Genomic DNA, 13,351 nt, shown 5'->3' on the forward strand with positions numbered 1-13,351 from the left:
AGGAGAGATTGCATGCTGAAGTTGATCAGGGGTCACGGTATTCGCCGGGAAATTCTTGGTTGCATAATAATTGACTATTATAGTAAGGATTCGTCAACCGAAAGATCGAACCGGCTGGTGACACGGTATGAGCGAAGACCTGCGCGACATTCCCGCGCTTGATGCGTTCCTGAATGCGGCCCTGCGCGAAAACGTCCTGACCGGGGCGCGTATCGGCGAAAACGGACTGGCGATTCCGACCGGCCGGGGGAAACTGCTGGTTCCGCTGGCTGGTCAGGCCCGCTTTCGCCTCCGGTTCCGTCCCGGTCTGCGCCTTGCGGGGCGGCCCTGCCCGGTGGCCGAAGGGCTGGCGCTGCTGGCGCATCCCTTTGGTCAGGTTTTCGCCGCGCGGGTAGGGGACAGCGCGATGGCGATCCGGCGCGCACCTTGGCGGGCGGCGGATGACGACCCCGCGCTGTGGAATTTTCAGCAGGCCGAGACCGCGATGAGATATGGCCACCCCTGCCACCCGAACCCCCGCAGCCGGGACGAGATGAACGCGCAGGATGCCCGCCGCTACGCCCCGGAATTTGGCACAGGCTTTGCGCTGACATGGCTGGCCGTGCCGCGCGAAGCCGTCGCGGCTCCGGCAGGCGCTCTGGTCCGGCTGGCGCGGCTGGCACGGGCGGATGGGGCCCCTGAACCGGCTGATTCCCGGCATATCCGCCTGCCGGTCCATCCGTGGCAGGCCGTTGCGCAGGCTGATCGCATCGCAGCGGCTGGCGCGCGGATCCTGGGCGAGGGACAGGGCGAATGGCGCGCGACGGCCTCGATGCGGACGCTGCATGGCTGGCATGCCGATGTCATGCTGAAGATGTCGCTGTCGCTGCGGCTCACCAACTCGACCCGCGTGCTGCACCCGCGCGAGATTCGGCGCGGGGCCGATCTGGCGGCGCTGCTGGATGGTCCGGTGGGGCAGGATCTGCGCGCAAGGTTTCCGCAGATGCATATCCTGCGCGAGGCTCATCACGCTGCGCTGCGCAATGGTGCGGGGCTGATCCCCGAAACGCTGGTCTCGCTGCGCGACAACCCGTTCCGCGATCCGCGCCGGTCTGGCCCGGTCATGCTGGGCAGCCTGTGCGAGCCGGTCCCCGGCGGCGGCAGCGCGCTGGTCCGCCTGATCGGCGCGGGCGATGCGCGGGGCTGGTTCCGCCGGTTCCTGCGCATTGCCATTCTGCCCTTGCTGGAGCTGCGGGCGACCCATGGCCTGCTGTTCGGCGCGCATCAGCAGAACATGATGATCGGGCTTGATGCCGACCGCGCGCCCGTCTCGGTCTGGTTGCGCGATTGTCAGGGAACCGGCCGTCTGGCGGATTTCCACGACAGGCTGGCGCAGCATTGCCCGGATCTGGGCCGGGACGCGGGCAATGTCGTGACTGCGGAACTGGGCGATGCGCTGCTGACCTATTACGTCGTGGTCAACGGGGTTCTGCATCTGCTGTCCACGATGGCGCTGGACGGGCTGGCGCATGAGGATGACCTGCTGCGCGACTGGCGCGACTTTTTGGCCGTCGCTCGCCGGGAAAGCCAAGGGCAGCGCGTGCTTTACGACAAGCTGCTGGACGGGGAGGGATTGCCCTGCAAGGGCAATTTCGAAACTTCGCGCAGGGGCGTGAACGAGGCCGATGGCGATGGCGGCGGCCAGCTTGCCAGCTTCCTGACCCTGCCCAATCCCCTGAGCACCCCGGAAAGGCACCGCGCATGACCCGCCATGACCCGATCGACCTGTGGCGGCAGATGGAGGCCGGCTTTGCCGATCCTGATCGCAAGCTGTGGCAATTGCCGCCCGGCGCGCCGCTGCGGGCGCTGCGCTGTGCGCGCCCTGATGGCACGGTCACGCGCGCGGGTTTCTTCCAGTCCGCGCCGCTGTGGTTGCAGCACGAACCGCAATGCTGGCTTGAGGCCGACGAGATGCCCGGACCCGATGGCCGCGACCATCCCCGCCGCGCGCCCCGGCCCGAGGGTCTGGTCTATCGCCGCCATGATCCTGTGGCGGGGTTGGAGGTCGCTTTCCGCCTCGTCGATATCGACCGCGATCTGGATCGCTTTCACCGCTGGCAGAATGACCCGCGTGTGGCCTTTTTCTGGGAAGAGGACAAATCGCGCGATGCGCTGCGGGACTTTCTGCAACAGCGGCTGGACGACCCGCATTGCCTGCCGCTGATCGGTTGTTTCGATGGCGACGAGGCTGGCTATTTCGAGGCGTATTGGGCGCGCGAGGATCGGCTTGGGCCGTATTATGACAGCGGCAAGTGGGATCGTGGCTGGCACGGGCTGATCGGCGAGCGTCGCCATCTGGGCCGTGCGAAAACCGCTGCATGGCTGCGCGGGTTGACGCATTACCTGTTCCTTGACTGCCCCATGACGTCGCAGGTGGTGGGCGAACCGCGCGTCGACAATGCCAAGCTGTTGGCCTATGCCGATGCGCTGGCCTATGAAAAGCTGAAGGAATTCGATTTTCCGCATAAACGATCCGCGCTGATGCGTTGCCGCAGGGCGCATTTCTTTGGCAGGGTGCTGTGAGGGCCCAGTATCAGGCTGCGGCGCGGAACCTGCTGGCCAAAATGATCTCGGAACTGGCATGGGAACAGGTTCTGGTCCCGCAGCGGGGGGAATTGCGGCTGGCTTCGGGGGCGGTCTGGCGTTTTCAGGCGCAGCGCGGGATCTGGGACAACCTGTGGATTGATCCGTTCAGCATCATCCGCGAGGGCGGTGACACCGATCCCTTTCGCCTGATCACCGATGCCCGCGCCGAGACCGGCATGTCCCCCGCGACCGAGGCGATGTTCATCCGCGAAATCGCCAATACCCTGATGCAGGATGTGGCGGTGGCCCGGAAATGGGGCAAGCTGGATGGCGCGGCCCTGATCGCGCTGCCATCCGAGGATCTGCATGCCGCGCTTGACGGGCATCCAAAGGCGCTGGCCAATCGCGGCCGGATGGGGTGGGGGATCGCAGAAAATGCCGCCTATTCGCCCGAGGCCGCGCAGCCCGTGCAACTGTTCTGGCTGGCCGCCGATCCGCACGACATCGTCGCCAGCGGCGCGGCCGATGCCGCCCTGCGCGATGTGCTGGGGGCGGATTTCGCGCGGCTGGCCGGGGCGGCGGGGCGGCAGATGCTGATCCCCGTCCATCCCTGGCAATGGAACGCGCATCTGGCGCAACTGACCGTGGCCGAACAGGCGGCGGGCCGCATCCGTCCCTTGGGTCCGGCGGGGCCGGGGTTTCGGGTCACGCCCTCGATCCGGACACTGACGCGGGCGGGTGGGCGGTTCGATGTCAAGCTGTCGCTGGGGATCCTGAACACCTCGGCATGGCGGGGGGTGCCGGGCAGGTTCATCGAACATGGTCCGGCCATATCGGACTGGCTGGCCGGGATCTGCGCCGCGGATCCGGCGCTGGCGCGGGTTACGGTCCTGCGCGAAGCTGCCGGGCGCTGGTGGCGTGATCCGGTCATGGCGCGCAGTCCCGATGCGCCCTATCGCCATCACGAAACCCTTGGCGCGATCTGGCGCGACCGGGCCGAGACGCGCGCCGGGGCGACCAGCCCGGTGCTTTATGCGGCGCTGTTCCATCAGGGCGCGGATGGTGCCCCGCTGGCGTTGCACTATGCGCGCCGGGCCGGGATGCAGCTTGCCGCATGGCTTGCCGTGCTGTTCCGGGTGACGGTGGTGCCGCTGTGGCTGCTGCTGGCGCGCTATGGGGTGGGGTTGATTGCCCATGGCCAGAACATCACGGTGATGCTGAAGGACGGGCGGCCTGTCGGGATGATGCTGAAGGATTTTCAGGGCGACATGGATCTGGTGGATGAGGATTTCCCGCAGATGCAGGGGCTGGACCCGGCCCTTCGTGCCGTCCTTCCGCGCAAGCCGCCGCCGGTCATCATCCACGACATCCAGACCGCGCATTTCGTCACCTGCCTGCGCTTTCTGTCGGCGCGTCTGCACCCCTGGCTGCCCGAGCGTGATTTCTATGCGATCCTGCGGCGCGTGTTGCTGTCGGCGCGCGAGGCTCATCCGGATCTGTCCGGACGTTTCGCGATGTTCGATCTGTTCGCGCCGAAAATGCCGCGCGTCTGCATCAACCGGGTCCGCTTTGCCATTGGCTACGAGGACAGCGGCACCCGCCCGTTGCCCGCACGCGGCACCGATCTGGACAATCCGCTGTTCGCGCCGGGGACGGGCTAGGCCTCGCTGGCGGTCCAGTAGGCGGCAAGATGCGCGACCCGTCCGGAAATGCCCAACTGCTCAAGGATTACCCGGCGCAGCGGCGCGATCCGGCTTTTTTCGCTGGCCAGCCAGATCCGGCCCGCGCTTGTGCCTTTCCGGGACAGACGTCTGGCCAGCCCCGCCTCGCCCTGCGGCGCGCGGATGATCCGGATGCCGGGATGCAACGGCAGCGGATAATCGTCGGTATCGCCGAACAGCCAGCATTCGCCCAGCGTTTCGGGCGCCTGTGCCGCAATGATCCGGGCCAGGGCGGGGAAGGCGGTTTCATCCCCGCCGATCAGCAGATGCCCCGCAACCGGCACGCCTCCGCCGCCCGGCCCGGTCAGTCCGATCCGGGCACCGGGCGCGGTCGCGCGCAGCCAGCCGCGGGTTCGTCCGCCGTCATGCAGAAAAATGTCGGTGTCCATCCAGCCCGCCGCCGGATTGATCGCCCGAACCGTATAAGCGGGCCGGTGCAGGGCCCTGTCGCCCTGCGGCCAGACGGTCTGGCCGTTCGCGCCTGTCATCGGCCATTGCGGTTCGGAATCGCCCGGAGGCGGCAGGATCAGCCGGAAATGGATCATGTCGCGGGCGAAACGGTCCAGATTGTCGCCGCGCAGCCGCAGCCTCAGGAAATTCTGCCCGATGGGGGTCAGGCTTTCGACCCGCGCAAGGCTGAAATTGGGCGGCAAAGCGCCCTGACGCGGCGGGTCCGACCAGCGCAGCAGCCCGGTCAGGTCCGGCACGGCCTCAAGCAGATGGGCGGTCATTACCTCTTGCAGGGTGAACAGCCAGTCCCGGTCATGTGCGCTGACGCAAAGGATGCTGCCGAGTGGTCCCCTGCGCGCCCCTATCTCTCCGCCATCCACCTCGCACCATGTTGCGCGGCCATGCCCCGACCGCAGCGTCAGCCCGTGCTTTTCGGCCTCGTGGCGCAACAATGTGTCGATCCGGTCAAACGGCAGGGTGGGCAGCGCTGCTTCGGATCGCAGGGGCGGAGGGGTGTCGCGTCTCATCGGGCTTTTCGACCCTTTCCGTCAGGTCCGGCGCACAGCAGGATGCAAACCCGGCGAAGGCCGATCCCTCGCCGGGCCGCGTTGCGTCAGATGATGTCGAAATAGCTGTCCAGATTGCCCAGTACATCCCTGGCCGAAACCTCGGCCAGCAGGATATAGCTGTCGCCACCCAGATCGATCACGGCACCTTCGTCGCTGTCCGAAACCCGCCTGGCCATATCGGCGGCCGAGGCGATTCCGCTGTCGTTGATGTTTGCGCGCAGCATGATCTGGTCGTTATCCGCCTCGAACCCGTTTATGACGTCATTGCCGTCATTGCCGGTATAGAAAAGCTGGTTCGAGCCGCGTCCGGCAGACAGGATGTCGTCGCCGCCCTGTCCGTGGATCTGGTTGACGCCTTCGGCCTCGGAGGTGGTGCCGTCGTCACCGGTCACGGTGATCGTCGATCTGCCACCCGAGATCCAGTCATTGCCATCGCCGCCCATGAGGATGTCGGCCCCGGCCCCGCCAAAGATGACGTCGATCCCCGAACCCCCGGCGACCATATCGTTCCCTTCGCCGCCATAAAGCGCGTTGTTGCCCTCGGTGTCGAAGATGAAATCGTCGCCCGCGCCGCCATAAAGCTGGTCATTGCCCGTGGCCCCGTGCAACAGGTCGTTCCCTTCGCCGCCATCGATCCAGTCATTGCCGCTGCCGGCATAGATCAGGTCGTTGCCGTCCTCGCCGAACACCATGTCATCGCCGCCCTCGGTATAGGCCACGTCATCGCCCTCGCCCAGATAGGCAAGGTCGTTGCTGTAGCCCAGCCGCAGGCCGTCATTTCCGGCCCCGGCCCAGACCACCGAGGGACCGCGCCCGCCCGAGATCAGGTCATCTCCATCGGTGCCGAAGGTGATACCGCCTCCACCGGGGAGTGTTGGAAATACAGGCATGTCTTCTCCTTTCGCGCAGCGCACTGCGTTAAAATCAACTTGGTTGTCGGAAAACGCTTGCGTGCGGGAAAACCCGGCATTGCCGCTGGCGTCGGCATGATCCGCGAAAATATTGACAGTTTCAATAGGGAATTGGATGGTGTCCCGAATTTCTCTGGATCAGCGTACCTGAATGTCGATGGGCAGGGTCAGATTGGCGGGCCGCCCGCCCGGCGGGGCGGGCAGGCGCGGCATCCGCGACGCCTGCCGCGCAAGGGCCTGATCGATGCGCGCATTGCCGGTTCCCGTGACAAGCTGGCCCTGCGCGCGGCCATTCGCCGCGACATTCACCACAATGGTTGCCCGCAGCGAACCGCGCGTACCGGTCAGGCGCGCACGTCGCATATGGCTGGCGACACGCGCCTGCACTTCGGCCTGCCACGATGCGGCGGCGCGCGGGCTGCCCGCCCGGTCCGAGGTCGCAGTGCCGCTGCCTGTTTTCTGCGTGGCTGGCGACGGCGTTGTCGCCTGCTGCCGCGCTTGCCGGGTCTGGCCTTCGGGCCGGGGCGCGGCCTGACGAACCTGCGATGCTGGACGTGGCAAGGGCCGGGCCGAACTGGCCAGCACAGCATCGGCGGGCGGATCGGGAAAGACCGGAAGCCGCGGCATTGCCAGATCGGGCAGCGCCTGCGCGACATCGGGTACGGGAAAATTCGGTATCGGGGGCAGGGACAGGTCCGGCAGAACCGGCGCGGCGGGTTGCGGGTCGGGTTCGGTCGGGGCGGATGCCGGGGCCGGCTCCAGTTCGATGAATACCGCGTCGGGCAGATCGGGCAGGCCGGTGACGGGGCGTTGCATCGCCCAGAGAGCCAGCAGCAAATGCGCCCCGGCCACGACACTGAGTGCGCCCAGCCACAGCCCCGCCCGGCCCGCCGCCCCGCTGAAATCCGCCGCCATGCTCATGGCGCGGGTGGACCGGTGCTTGCCTGATCCAGCCCGACCAGCGCGATCTTCAGATAACCCGCTTCGCGCAGGCGGTTCATGACCTCCATCAGATCACCATAGGCGACTGTCCGGTCGGCACGCAGGAAAAGACGGGTTCCGGAATCGCCCCCCGTTGCCTCGTCAAGCGCCATGGTCAGCCGATCCGGCGCGACCGTCTGTTCGCCCAGGCGCAGCGCCAGGTCCGGGCCGACGGTCAGCCACACCGGCGTATCGGGCCGCCCCGAGGATGGCGCGTTCGACACTGGCAGATCGACATTCACATCGACCGTTGCCAGCGGTGCGGCGATCATGAAGATGATCAGCAGGACCAGCATTACGTCGATGAAGGGCGTGACGTTGATTTCATGCGCCTCGGTCAGATCGTCATCCTCTGGCAAGCCTGTCGCCATGGTCACACCCCCAAAGCGGCGCGGTCCAGATCGCGACCGACCAGCCGTTCGATTTCCGAGGCAAGTTCGGACAGGCGCAGCCGATAGCTGGCGATGACCCGCGCCAGAAAATTATAGATCACCACCGCAGGAATCGCCGCGACAAGACCAAGTGCGGTGGCCAGCAGTGCCTCGGCGATGCCCGGCGCGACGACGGCCAGATTGGTCGTCTGTGCCTGAGCGATGCCGATAAAGCTGTTCATGATGCCCCAGACCGTGCCGAACAGCCCGACAAAAGGCGCGGTTGCGCCGATGGTGGCCAGAATGCCGGTACCGCGCGATGCCTCGCGCGTGGCCCGCGCCTGTATCTGCGCCAGATGCGAGGCGACCCGCCCGCTTAGATCCGCCCGCGCCGCGCCCGAGCGGTTCATCTCGCGCGCGGTGGCGGCAAGCATCCGGATGCCGGGCCCGCGACCATCAGCAAGCTTCAGCGCCTGCGTCAGCCGGGGCGCGGCGCCGATCTGTCGAGCCGTATCGCGCAGGTTCCGGAACGCTGTCATCAGTTCGACCAGCTTTGCCACCAGAACCGACCAGGTCAGGACCGAGGCGGCAATCAATCCGATCATTACCCCCTGCACCACCGGATCGGCCTGCCGGTACATGCCCATGGGCGACAGATCCTGCGCCATTGGCGGCGAGGCGGTGCAGGGTAGAAGAATCAGCGCAAGGGCTGCGGCAAGGGGAAAGCAGGATCGGGCCACGAGTGTCACCTTCGGGCGATTTCATAGAAAAAGAGTCGGCAATAGGGCGTCTATAAGCCGACTGAAACAGTAAGGCAACGCCTGTGCGCGCGCCGTGACCTGTCCACAATGCGGAGACAGTGCTGAAAAGTGACGGATTGGTCCGCGCCGGAATTGCCCGACGGTTATCCTGCCACGCGCACCCGTTCCTCGACCACCTCGAAGGGCACGGCGGGTTCATCCTTGGCACCGCGGATAACCAGCGATGTCTTGACGCTGGCCACATTGGGCGCGGCGGTCAGGTTGTTGGTCAGGAAAAGCTGAAAGGTGGACAGATCGGGCGAGACGCATTTCAGGATAAAGTCGATCTCGCCGTTCAGCATGTGGCATTCGCGGACCAGAGGCCAGCCCTTGACCAGCGTTTCAAAGGCCGACAAGTCGCGTTCGGATTGCTGCTTCAGCCGCACCATCGCAAAGACCTGCACCTCGAACCCCATCTCGCGCGCGTCGATATCGGCGTGATAGCCCCGGATGAAGCCCAGTTCCTCAAGCGTGCGAACGCGGCGCAGGCAGGGCGGGGCGGAAATGCCGACGCGGCGCGCAAGCTCGACATTGGTCATGCGCCCATCCGCCTGCAGTTCGGCCAGAATCTTGCGGTCGATCTCGTCCAGTTTCGCGCCGGCCATGCTGCCTGTTGCCTCTGTTACGCCGTAGGTTTGCCGGAAACTACAATGCAGGCCCCGCAGGCGCAACAATCTTTCTGCGGTTGCATGGTGGCGCAGATGGTGGCGGGCGGGCATTGCGCCGGGGCCAAGCTGCGATTACCTAAGCCCGGAATTGCAGGATCGAGGCACGCGAATGACTGACCAGACCCATGTGAAACTGCTGATTGTCGGCTCGGGGCCCGCAGGCTATACCGCCGCGGTCTATGGCGCGCGCGCGATGCTGGATCCGCTGCTGATTCAGGGCATGCAGCCGGGCGGACAACTGACCATCACCACCGAGGTCGAGAACTGGCCGGGCGAGACCGAAATCCAGGGCCCCGACCTGATGGTGAAGATGGAGGCGCATGCCCGCGCCATGGGGGCCGGGATCGTGACCGACATCGTCACCCGGCTGGATCTGGGCCAGCGGCCCTTTGTCGCCGAATGCGACAGCGGGCGGCGCGTGACGGCGGATGCGGTCATTCTGGCCACCGGCGCACAGGCGCGCTGGCTGGGGTTGCCGTCGGAAGAGAAATTCAAGGGCTTTGGCGTCAGCGCCTGTGCGACCTGCGACGGGTTCTTTTATCGCAACCGTCAGGTGCTGGTGATCGGCGGCGGGAATACGGCGGTCGAAGAGGCGCTGTTCCTGACCAAATTCGCCAGCAAGGTGACGCTGGTGCATCGCCGCGACAGCCTGCGCGCCGAGAAAATACTGCAAAACCGGCTGTTCGGGAACCCCAGGATCGAGGTGATCTGGGATCACGAACTGGCCGAGGTCAAGGGTGCCGACGATCCGATGGGCGTGACCGGCGCGGTGCTGAAATCGACCAAGGACGGCAGTACGCGCGAGGTTCCGGCGGATGGCGTATTCGTCGCCATCGGCCATGCCCCGGCCAGCGATCTGGTCCGTGACCAGCTTGAACTGCACAATGGCGGCTATGTGAAAGTCCAGCCGGGATCGACCCGGACCTCGATTCCCGGCGTCTTTGCTGCGGGCGATCTGACCGACCACGTCTATCGCCAGGCCGTGACCAGCGCGGGCATGGGCTGCATGGCGGCGCTTGACGCCGAACACTGGCTGGCCACGCAGGGCGACACGGCCTGACGGCAGGGCCAGCCTCATGCGGTAAGGCGCTGCATCGGGAACAGCTTGTTCTACCCGGCCCTTTTCCGCATCGCTCGGGGTGATTTCCTGCCAGCCGCCGCGACAACTTTGCAGTCTGCATCACCGCCCGCCCGACCGGTCCGTCAACCCGGTCGGCAAAGGCCCGGCAGAACTCTGCGGGATCAAGCGCCCGGAACACCGCTGAAGATGTGGCACGAGTGGATCCTGTTACCCCATCAAACGGGTTGATGGCCGTCATTCTCGCCAAATGACTGTTCGGCCCACAGGCCAAGCGAGCGCATCACCGGCAGATCGTTCAGGCAGAACAGCACCGCATCTTCGCGCCCGGAGGCGTTCGCATGTTCGTGCCACGCCCAGGAGGGCACGCAAAAGATGTCGTGCTCGGCCCAGTCCAGCCGCTTGCCGTCGATGATCGAATGGCCCGACCCCTTGGCGACGTGATAGAGAAAGCTGCCCGTGTGGCGATGCGCCCGCGTCGCCTCGCCCGGACGCAGCAACTGCATGCTGGCCCCCATGGTCTGCATCACCGGGCCGTTTGTGACCGGGTTCACATATTCCATCAGGATGCCATCATAGGGTGAACCGTCGCTGCACGAGGCCAGATTTTGCAGCGCCTCGTAGGTCGGGGCCCATTCGTATTTGAACATCGGGCTGTAACGATGCGGCCAGGGCTGCGCGGCGGGCGTCAGGCCCGGATTGCCCCAGGTCTTTGTCATGTCATCGACCGGATAGGCCACCGCCTGCTGCAAGTCGGGATGAACCTGATAGAAATTCGCCTCAAGCGCATTGACCAGCGGAATGTCCAGCCCGTCCTGCCAGATGCAGGGCGTGCCTTCGGCCGCGACCGCATGTTCATGCCATGTGCCATTCGGCGTCAGCACGAAATCATTCGCGCCAAGCGTCATCTTGTGGCCGTCAACGATGGTATATGCGCCCTTGCCCTCCATGATGAAGCGGACGGCGCTGGCGGAATGGCGATGCGCGCTGGCGGCCTCGCCCGGATGCATGACCTGCAATCCCGCATAGATCCAGCCGACCGCTGCCGCCACATCCTTGCGGCCCGGATTGCGCAAATAGACCACGCGGCGGCCTGCCTTTTCCGGCGTCACCAGATCGACCGAGCGCAGCACATGATCACGCAGATCGGCAAAGCGCCACAGCACCGGAACCGAGGCCGATTTCGGCTCCCACGGTTCGATCTTGTTGGCGACGGTCCACAACGCACCCGCGTCCAGCCCGTCCAGATCGTCGTAATAACTCAGCAGTTCAGGCGTATCCTCGACATTCGCCCGACCGATAACGTATTCACGATGGTTTTCGTGCACGCGCGCCATTGCGACCTCCTGACCAGATACTGTCAGAAGGATGTTCGCAGAATTTTCGAGAGTCAAATAATTTTCGAAAATTTTTGCATTTGCACCGGTTCCTGTCATAATGCATGACCTGCCACGCATCAGGGGCAAGGACTGCCAATGGCGACACTTTCGGAAACCGCTTATGCCGCGCTGCGGCGCGACATCATCTCGGGGCGGCTGGAACCGGGCCAGCCGCTGCGCATGACCTTTCTGTGCCAGCGATACGACATGGGCATGTCCCCCCTGCGCGAGGCGCTGAGCCGGCTTCAGGCCGAGGGGCTGGTGATTTCATACGCGCTGCGCGGCTTTACCGTCGCGCCCTTGTCGCAGCAGGAACTGGCCGACAATACCGAGACCCGCATCCTGATAGAATCCGAGGCGCTGCGCCGCGCCATCGAACGCGGCGACGACGCGTGGGAGGCCGGAATCGTCGCGGCTCTGCATTCGCTGCTGTTGCAGGCAAGGCGGGTTGAGGGTGACGACCCGGACGAGATCGAAAAGCTGGAGGACCGGCATTTCGAATTCCACCGCGCGCTGGTCTCGGCCTGCGGTTCTCGGCATCTGATGGAGTTTTTTCAGACCCTGTATTCCGAGGCGGATCGCTATCGTTACAGATCGCTGGTCAATCCACGGCGTAGAAATTTCGGGGACCGTCAGCACGAACATCAGGAAATCGCCGATGCGGTTCTGGCACGCGACACTGCCCGCGCCGTGGCCCTGCTGGCCACCCATTACCGCAAGACAGCCGAGGCGCTGCAAGCGCATTTCATGGCCGAAGCGGCAGAGTGACGAAAAAGGCGCAGCGCTGTCAGACGACAAGATCAGCAAGATCGACGACCTGCGGCCAGAAAGCCGGTAATCCAACGGCCCCGACGAATGACCGTCCCGGCGGGTCTGGTCTTGCGGCGGCCGGTACGGGGCAATCCCGAGGCCGTTGCCATGACGGCTCAGGCCCGGCGCTTGACGTCATGGTTCGGCAGAAAAATCGGCACCTGCCGACGCGATAGCCTGACGACTTTCTTTTGATTGTGTTGTCAGGCTATAATCCACTGATTTGACACTGGTTCTGCGCCAATTTGATGATCAAATTGGCTTCCGTCAGCTATAGTGGTGTCAGGCGCTGGCAGGCAAGGATCGCCCTTTGTTCATACGACACGCAGCCGCAGGCGGGACGTATCCGTTCGATGCAGGGCGCGGTAATGCTCGACAGGTGTTCTTGTCTGTTCGACGCTGATCGAATTGATGCTCAGCAGAGCGGTGCCCTTTGCAACCACCAGATACTTCGCTGCTCGGTGAATCGGTCATGGGCAGTTTCTTCCATCTCGCGCACACCCATACAAACCGCGCTTGTGCAGAGGCGCGATGGCAGTTCTGCGCAGCCCTGGCAAAACCCGGAACCCGGCCGCCCAAAAGCGTTTCTGGCGTTTCGGTTTCCTGATGTCGCCGTTCCTTTCTCCAGCCGAATTCCGTTGCAGCGAGTTCTGAAAGCGCTTCGACCGCAACAGCATCGATCACGCTGGAATCCGAGTTGAAGACGACGCAGAACGCCCATGCGGCCAAGGGCGTGCTGACCGATATTGACGACACGCTGACCACGGACGGGCAGATGCCGGCCGCCGCCTATGCGGCGCTTGAGCGGCTGGCCGGGGCCGGGCTGGCGGTGGTGCCGATCACCGGGCGGCCGGCGGGCTGGTGCGACATGATCGCGCGGCTCTGGCCGGTGGCCGGAATCGTCGGCGAAAACGGCGCGTTCTATTTCTCGTATGATCGCAAGGCGCGGGTGATGCGGCAGAAATTCTTTGCCAGCGACGATGAACGCCGCCGCAATCGCACCCGTCTGGACGCCTTGCGCGAACGCATCCTGTCCGAAGTGCCGGGC

14 protein-coding genes are annotated in these 13,351 nt (G+C 65.0%); 6 read left to right on the forward strand and 8 right to left on the reverse strand.

What is annotated here, in order from left to right; translation table 11 throughout:
• The first annotated feature begins 127 nt into the window (after positions 1-127).
• The 3 genes from ACK5L9_RS07070 to ACK5L9_RS07080 are packed head-to-tail and all read left to right on the forward strand — an operon-like array spanning position 128 to position 4,226.
• The gene (locus ACK5L9_RS07070; protein WP_416910763.1) at positions 128-1,744 is read left to right on the forward strand and encodes an IucA/IucC family protein; all 1,617 of its coding nucleotides are present in this window, start codon (positions 128-130) and stop codon (positions 1,742-1,744) included.
• Positions 1,741-2,562, forward strand: a complete 822-nt coding sequence (locus ACK5L9_RS07075; protein WP_416910764.1) for a GNAT family N-acetyltransferase — start codon at positions 1,741-1,743, stop codon at positions 2,560-2,562. Before ACK5L9_RS07070 ends, ACK5L9_RS07075 begins: the two co-directional genes overlap by 4 nt.
• Positions 2,559-4,226 carry an IucA/IucC family protein gene (locus ACK5L9_RS07080; RefSeq protein ID WP_416910765.1) on the forward strand — a complete coding sequence of 556 codons (1,668 nt, stop codon included), beginning with the start codon at positions 2,559-2,561 and terminating at the stop codon, positions 4,224-4,226. The genes ACK5L9_RS07075 and ACK5L9_RS07080 overlap by 4 nt, the downstream gene beginning before the upstream one ends.
• Here ACK5L9_RS07080 and ACK5L9_RS07085 read toward each other — a convergent pair.
• From ACK5L9_RS07085 to ACK5L9_RS07110, 6 genes are all read right to left on the reverse strand, one after another.
• Positions 4,223-5,263, reverse strand: a complete 1,041-nt coding sequence (locus tag ACK5L9_RS07085; protein ID WP_416910766.1) for a siderophore-interacting protein — start codon at positions 5,261-5,263, stop codon at positions 4,223-4,225. The genes ACK5L9_RS07080 and ACK5L9_RS07085 overlap by 4 nt on opposite strands.
• An 86-nt stretch (positions 5,264-5,349) precedes the next feature.
• On the reverse strand, positions 5,350-6,195 hold the full coding sequence (locus ACK5L9_RS07090; RefSeq protein WP_416910767.1) for a calcium-binding protein: 846 nt from the start codon (positions 6,193-6,195) through the stop codon (positions 5,350-5,352).
• A gap of 159 nt (positions 6,196-6,354) precedes the next feature.
• Positions 6,355-7,137, reverse strand: coding sequence for a TonB C-terminal domain-containing protein (locus ACK5L9_RS07095; protein WP_416910768.1), 783 nt, complete (start codon positions 7,135-7,137; stop codon positions 6,355-6,357).
• Positions 7,134-7,568 (reverse strand): TonB system transport protein ExbD, encoded by a 435-nt coding sequence (exbD, locus tag ACK5L9_RS07100; RefSeq protein WP_416910769.1) that lies wholly within the window; start codon positions 7,566-7,568, stop codon positions 7,134-7,136. The genes ACK5L9_RS07095 and exbD overlap by 4 nt, the downstream gene beginning before the upstream one ends.
• A 2-nt stretch (positions 7,569-7,570) precedes the next feature.
• A complete protein-coding gene (gene exbB / locus ACK5L9_RS07105) occupies positions 7,571-8,308 on the reverse strand; it encodes a tonB-system energizer ExbB (protein ID WP_416910770.1) in 738 nt (245 codons plus the stop codon).
• Positions 8,309-8,472: 164 nt separating this feature from the next.
• On the reverse strand, positions 8,473-8,973 hold the full coding sequence (locus tag ACK5L9_RS07110; RefSeq protein ID WP_416910771.1) for an Lrp/AsnC family transcriptional regulator: 501 nt from the start codon (positions 8,971-8,973) through the stop codon (positions 8,473-8,475).
• A gap of 172 nt (positions 8,974-9,145) precedes the next feature.
• Between ACK5L9_RS07110 and trxB the strand changes: the two genes are divergently transcribed.
• Positions 9,146-10,096 carry a thioredoxin-disulfide reductase gene (gene trxB, locus ACK5L9_RS07115; protein ID WP_416910772.1) on the forward strand — a complete coding sequence of 317 codons (951 nt, stop codon included), beginning with the start codon at positions 9,146-9,148 and terminating at the stop codon, positions 10,094-10,096.
• Between the two features lie 236 nt (positions 10,097-10,332).
• Here trxB and ACK5L9_RS07120 read toward each other — a convergent pair whose 3' ends face one another.
• Positions 10,333-11,451: a cupin domain-containing protein gene (locus ACK5L9_RS07120; protein ID WP_416910773.1), complete on the reverse strand. Its 1,119-nt coding sequence runs from the start codon at positions 11,449-11,451 to the stop codon at positions 10,333-10,335.
• A gap of 138 nt (positions 11,452-11,589) precedes the next feature.
• Between ACK5L9_RS07120 and ACK5L9_RS07125 the strand changes: the two genes are divergently transcribed.
• The gene (locus ACK5L9_RS07125) at positions 11,590-12,261 is read left to right on the forward strand and encodes a GntR family transcriptional regulator (RefSeq protein WP_416910774.1); all 672 of its coding nucleotides are present in this window, start codon (positions 11,590-11,592) and stop codon (positions 12,259-12,261) included.
• Between the two features lie 356 nt (positions 12,262-12,617).
• Here the strand turns inward: ACK5L9_RS07125 and ACK5L9_RS07130 are convergent, their stop codons facing one another.
• Positions 12,618-12,770 (reverse strand): UTRA domain-containing protein, encoded by a 153-nt coding sequence (locus ACK5L9_RS07130; RefSeq protein WP_416910776.1) that lies wholly within the window; start codon positions 12,768-12,770, stop codon positions 12,618-12,620.
• 230 nt (positions 12,771-13,000) lie between these two features.
• Between ACK5L9_RS07130 and ACK5L9_RS07135 the strand changes: the two genes are divergently transcribed.
• Positions 13,001-13,351, forward strand: a 351-nt coding sequence (locus ACK5L9_RS07135; RefSeq protein WP_416910775.1) for an HAD hydrolase family protein, incomplete at its 3' end; no start/stop codon positions are given.

Source organism: Paracoccus sp. (in: a-proteobacteria) (assembly GCF_047973135.1).
Lineage (GTDB): Bacteria > Pseudomonadota > Alphaproteobacteria > Rhodobacterales > Rhodobacteraceae > Paracoccus.

Coding starts and splice junctions, on each gene's coding strand:
- ACK5L9_RS07070 (WP_416910763.1), top strand. CDS start 128: ATGAGCGAAGACCTGCGCGACATTCCCGCGCTTGATGCGTTCCTGAAT.
- ACK5L9_RS07075 (WP_416910764.1), top strand. CDS start 1,741: ATGACCCGCCATGACCCGATCGACCTGTGGCGGCAGATGGAGGCCGGC.
- ACK5L9_RS07085 (WP_416910766.1), bottom strand. CDS start 5,263: ATGAGACGCGACACCCCTCCGCCCCTGCGATCCGAAGCAGCGCTGCCC.
- ACK5L9_RS07090 (WP_416910767.1), bottom strand. CDS start 6,195: ATGCCTGTATTTCCAACACTCCCCGGTGGAGGCGGTATCACCTTCGGC.
- ACK5L9_RS07095 (WP_416910768.1), bottom strand. CDS start 7,137: ATGAGCATGGCGGCGGATTTCAGCGGGGCGGCGGGCCGGGCGGGGCTG.
- exbD (WP_416910769.1), bottom strand. CDS start 7,568: ATGGCGACAGGCTTGCCAGAGGATGACGATCTGACCGAGGCGCATGAA.
- ACK5L9_RS07110 (WP_416910771.1), bottom strand. CDS start 8,973: ATGGCCGGCGCGAAACTGGACGAGATCGACCGCAAGATTCTGGCCGAA.
- trxB (WP_416910772.1), top strand. CDS start 9,146: ATGACTGACCAGACCCATGTGAAACTGCTGATTGTCGGCTCGGGGCCC.
- ACK5L9_RS07120 (WP_416910773.1), bottom strand. CDS start 11,451: ATGGCGCGCGTGCACGAAAACCATCGTGAATACGTTATCGGTCGGGCG.
- ACK5L9_RS07125 (WP_416910774.1), top strand. CDS start 11,590: ATGGCGACACTTTCGGAAACCGCTTATGCCGCGCTGCGGCGCGACATC.